Annotated in this window: 5 protein-coding genes; 3 read left to right on the top strand and 2 right to left on the bottom strand. The window is 69.0% G+C overall.

Annotation, left to right across the window (positions count from 1 at the left end):
- Positions 1-70 precede the first annotated feature (70 nt).
- Complete coding sequence (locus tag AB0G14_RS34855) at positions 71-1,618, bottom strand: ISL3 family transposase (protein ID WP_357704918.1); 1,548 nt, start codon at positions 1,616-1,618, stop codon at positions 71-73.
- Between the two features lie 341 nt (positions 1,619-1,959).
- Positions 1,960-2,454, bottom strand: a complete 495-nt coding sequence (locus AB0G14_RS34850; protein WP_357704916.1) for a MarR family transcriptional regulator — start codon at positions 2,452-2,454, stop codon at positions 1,960-1,962.
- An 82-nt stretch (positions 2,455-2,536) separates the two neighbouring features.
- Here AB0G14_RS34850 and AB0G14_RS34845 point away from each other — a divergent pair, with 82 nt between their 5' ends.
- From AB0G14_RS34845 to AB0G14_RS34835, 3 genes are all read left to right on the top strand, one after another.
- On the top strand, positions 2,537-2,953 hold the full coding sequence (locus AB0G14_RS34845) for a Rid family hydrolase (protein WP_357704913.1): 417 nt from the start codon (positions 2,537-2,539) through the stop codon (positions 2,951-2,953).
- Positions 2,954-3,239: 286 nt separating this feature from the next.
- Complete coding sequence (locus AB0G14_RS34840) at positions 3,240-3,524, top strand: hypothetical protein (RefSeq protein ID WP_357704911.1); 285 nt, start codon at positions 3,240-3,242, stop codon at positions 3,522-3,524.
- A gap of 267 nt (positions 3,525-3,791) precedes the next feature.
- Positions 3,792-4,201, top strand: a 410-nt coding sequence (locus AB0G14_RS34835) for an ATP-binding cassette domain-containing protein (RefSeq protein WP_357704908.1), incomplete at its 3' end; no start/stop codon positions are given.

The following is a 4,201-nucleotide window of genomic DNA, read 5'->3' as shown; positions in this document are numbered from 1 at the left end:
GGCAAACTCGTCGAACGACCCACCGCCGAACTCGACACGACCGACGCCGCAGCCGCCTGATCAAGATTTCTCATCCACAAGTCTTGACTATTGCTTCAGCTGGATCGTTTGATGCGCTGGCGGCTCGAAGTAGCGGGTAGAGCTCGCGGGCGACGTAGCGCTTGAGGCACCGGATGGCTTCGCGGCGGCTCTTGCCGTCGCTGATGCGCCGGTCGAGGTAGGTGCGGGTATGCGGGTCCCAGCGCAGGCGGGTCAGGACGATGCGGTAGAGGGCGGCGTTGGCCTGCCGGTCGCCGCCGCGGTTGAGACGTCGGCGTTGGGTCTTGCCGGAGGATGCCTCGACCGGGCTGGCTCCGCACAGGGCGGCGAAGGACGCCTCGCTGGCCATGCGTTCAGGGTTGTCGCCGATGGTGATGAGCAGGGCGGCGGCGCTGTCAGGGCCGACGCCGACGCGTTGCAGAAGTTGAGGGGCGTACGCGGTGACCACGGCGGTGATCTGCGCTTCCAGGTCGCGGATTTCGGTGTTCAGGTGCGCGATGCGCTGGGCGAGCAGTCGTAGCGTATAGATGGCGGCGGTGGTCGCGGTGGTGGGCGTGGTCGCCGCGAGCGCGGCTGTCTGGTGGATGCCGTCGGTGAGGCGTTGGCGCAGGTAGGGGTGGAACGGGGCGAGAATGCTGGGTCGGCTGCTGGCGTTCGGGCCGATCAACATCTCGGCGGTGGTGGCGTGGGCGTACTTGCGGGCGGTTCTGACGTTCATGTCGAGCCGGCGGGCGGTCGCCTTGATGGACAGCCCTTCGGCCCGCAGGGCGTGCACGGCCGCGTGGCGTTCGCGGGTGTTCACCGCCCGGCGACCCGTCCTCACCGGCTCGGCCTCGACCGGCGCGGCAAGGGAAGATACCGGGTCAGCGGGCTCTTTCAGGCACCGCCGATGCCCACGAATAACCTTCTCGATCACGTCGCTGAGGTTCTTCAGCAGGTGCCACCGGTCGGCGACCTGGATCGCGTTCGGTGCCCCTTGCCGGGCGCCCTCGGCATAGGCGCCCCCACGATCCCGGCAGATGATCTCCACCCCCGGGTGCTCGCGTAGCCATTCGGCGAGGGTGTCGGCGGTGCGGTCGGGCAGCACGTCGATCGGTCGGCGGGTGTGCATGTCGAGTAGCACGGTGGCGTATCGGTGCCCGCGGCGTCGGGCGAAGTCGTCGACGCCCAGCACCGTCGGCGTCACCACCGGCGGGTCGGGTATCCGCCGGATGACGCGGATCAACGTTGTCCGGGACACCGACACCGCCAGCCGCTGCGCCAACCGGCTGCCCGGTCGACCGCCCAACGCCACGGCGACCGCTTCCAGGTCACCTGCCGCCAGGACCGTGTGCCGGGCATACCGTCGGGTCAGGCCGGGCACCTGTTCGACGAACGTCCGCCGCTGGCACCCGCTGTTACCGCAGGTGAACCGGCGAACCGTCAACGCGACCAGCACCTCGTGACCACCCAACCTGACGTCGGCCAACCGCCGCGTATAGCGGCCATGCACAGTGCTCGACCAGACACCACAAACTCCGCACGCCGCCCGCACCGTCCGCGTCGCCGCATCGATCCGAACTCCAACGGCCCGGACCACCAACGCTTCCAGACGCAGACCAACTAGATGCGGCAGCAACGCCACGATGATCTCCACCCCGGCATCCCACCCGAGCTACCGGTGAGCGCGACTCACAAAATGTGTGCCTGAGCCCGACGACTGACCCCGGCACGGCGGACCACCGGCCCCGGTACGGCGACGGATTCTTCGTCAACCACATCTTCTGGACCGCCGGGCACCCCTGCGGTCCGGTGTCCGTCAGCAGGTCATCGACCGGGTGCTCGGCTTGCGGGAGTTTGTCGGCGACTACCGCCAGTGACGCCACCGTGCGCGTACGACACAGCCCCGCACAATCCGCGGATCGTGGCGGCCCGGCACGGTCAGTCGCCGGGGTGTACACGCAGTTTGGCGGCGATGCGGGCCAGCGCCCGCTGGTCGGTGGCGCTGAGCTGGTCAAGTACCACCTGCCGCACGGCGCGCACGTGGGTCGGCGCGGCAGCGACGACGATGTCGTAGCCGGTGTCGGTGAGCGCGACTAGGGTGCACCGGGCGTCCGTGGGGTCAGCACACCGGCTCGCCCATCCGCGCTGCTCGAAGCGCCGCACGACGTTGGACAGCCGGGACAGCGAGCCGTTGGCCAGGTAGGCCAGCTCGCTCATCCGGATCCGGCGGCCGGGCGCCTCCGAGATGTGGCTGAGCGTCAAGTACTCGAAGAGGGTGAGACCGGAGGCTCGCTGCAACGGCGACTCCAGCCGCCCGGGCAGCAGCAGGATCAGTGAGATCAGGCCGCTCCAGGCCGCCTTCTCCTCCGCGTTGAGCCACGACGCCTCCAAGGAGTCGTCCGCGCTGTGGCTGGGATCCGCGGTAGTTGCCATAGTCACACCTTACCCACACCGCATTACTTCATGCATGAACTATTCTGGCGTACGTTTTACTTCATAAATGAAGGAGTACGACATGACCGAGCCGAAGTTCTTCGCCACCCCGGGATACGGCGACACGCAGCTGACCAACCTCCACTACCACCAAGCCGTGCGCATCGGCGACCGCGTCGAGACATCCGGACAGGGCGGATGGCACGACGACTTCACCTTCCCGGACACCCTGGAGGCCGAGATCGTGCAGGCCTTCGACAACCTCGAACGCACACTCACCCACGCCGGCGCCACCTGGAACGACGTCGTGGCCGTGGAGTCGTACCACGTACTCGACACCGCCGGCTTCGAGGAGCACAACCGCGTCATGGTGGAGCAGTTCCGCAAGCGCATGGGCGACCGCGCGCCCATCTGGACCGAGCTCAGCGTCTCCGCCCTCGGCCACCCCGCCATGCACATCGAGATCCGCGTCACCGCCATCGGCGGCAGCGGCAACTGACGTCCGGGCCGGGCCGGCGACGATGCCCTGGTCGCCGGCGCGCCGCCAGTCCGACGGCGGCGGAAGACTGAGCAGTTCAAGCACGAAACGAGCAGGTCGCCACCTGCGCGGCCTCGACCTCGGCGGGAAGCGCCATCAGCGGCGGCACGGGCACGCGGTCGGCGCTCGGTGACCGAGATGTGTACGTTCAACACGCCGGCTCGGCCTCGACCTCCAGACAGCCAGCGCCGAGGCGGGCGCCACCGAACTCGCCGAATTCGGCGCCCGGATCCGGTTCTGCCATCCCTTGGCCCGATCCGCGGTCTACCGCACCGCCCGCACGGACGAACGGTTCGCCGCGCACCGCGCGCTGGCCGAAGCCACCGACCCGGCCAAGGCCCCGGACCGGCGAGCATGGCACCGCGCTCTGGCCGGCACCACCCCGGACGACGACGTCGCCGAACTCGAACAGTCCGCTGCACGCGCCCGGGCCCGTGGCGGAGCGGCCGCCGCCGCGTTCCTGGAACGCTCGGACACACTGTCGCTCGCAATGCCACACTTCGGCAATTTCTCGTACAGGAGTGTCTCGTGACTGGATGTGGGCGTCACTCCGCGGCGGTCTTCGGATGCGAACCGGCCAGAACGGTGTCGCGGGGCCGGGCGATGACGGACGATTATCGCCTTCGACCCATGGCACGGCTTCTCTGGAAGTCCATCGCGGCGGTGCGGGACGGTTTGCGGCGGGTCTTCGCCGGGCCGGGCAGGTAAATCATGGCGGCCGTGTCCCCCGTGCGAGCTACCCCGGTTTGTCCACCGTCGGGTGACGTGCGCGGCCCCTGCTTGTTCATAGGGTTCTCGCATGATCGAGCTTCAGACGCAGGCGGGCATGGCCGTCGAGCTGCGTGACGTGGTCCGGGTGTATGGCGGCAGGCAGGCGCGGGTTCGTGCGCTCGACGGGGTCGGCATCGGGTTCGTCCGCGGCACCTGGACCGCCGTCATGGGGCCCTCCGGCTCCGGGAAGTCCACCTTGCTGCACTGCGCCGCCGGCCTCGAGCGGCCTACCAGCGGGCAGGTGCTGCTCGGCGACCGCGACCTGGCCGTCGCCTCCGAGCGCGAGCTCACCCGGCTGCGGCGCCAGGACGTCGGCTTCGTCTTCCAGAGCTTCAACCTCCTCGGCTCACTGACCGCTGAGCAGAACGTCGCCCTGCCGTTGCGGCTGGCCGGCCGTAAGGTGTCGATGACCGACGTGCGGCAGATCCTCACCGATGT

The sequence above is a fragment of the Micromonospora sp. NPDC023814 genome (genome assembly GCF_040639595.1).
Lineage (GTDB): Bacteria > Actinomycetota > Actinomycetes > Mycobacteriales > Micromonosporaceae > Micromonospora.
Note: the sequence above shows the minus strand (reverse complement) of the source record. Positions and strands in the feature narration are given on the sequence as shown.

What these genes read in the sequence shown, in the direction of transcription:
- AB0G14_RS34850 (WP_357704916.1), bottom strand. Translation starts at nt 2,454, where the DNA reads ATGGCAACTACCGCGGATCCCAGCCACAGCGCGGACGACTCCTTGGAG.
- AB0G14_RS34845 (WP_357704913.1), top strand. Translation starts at nt 2,537, where the DNA reads ATGACCGAGCCGAAGTTCTTCGCCACCCCGGGATACGGCGACACGCAG.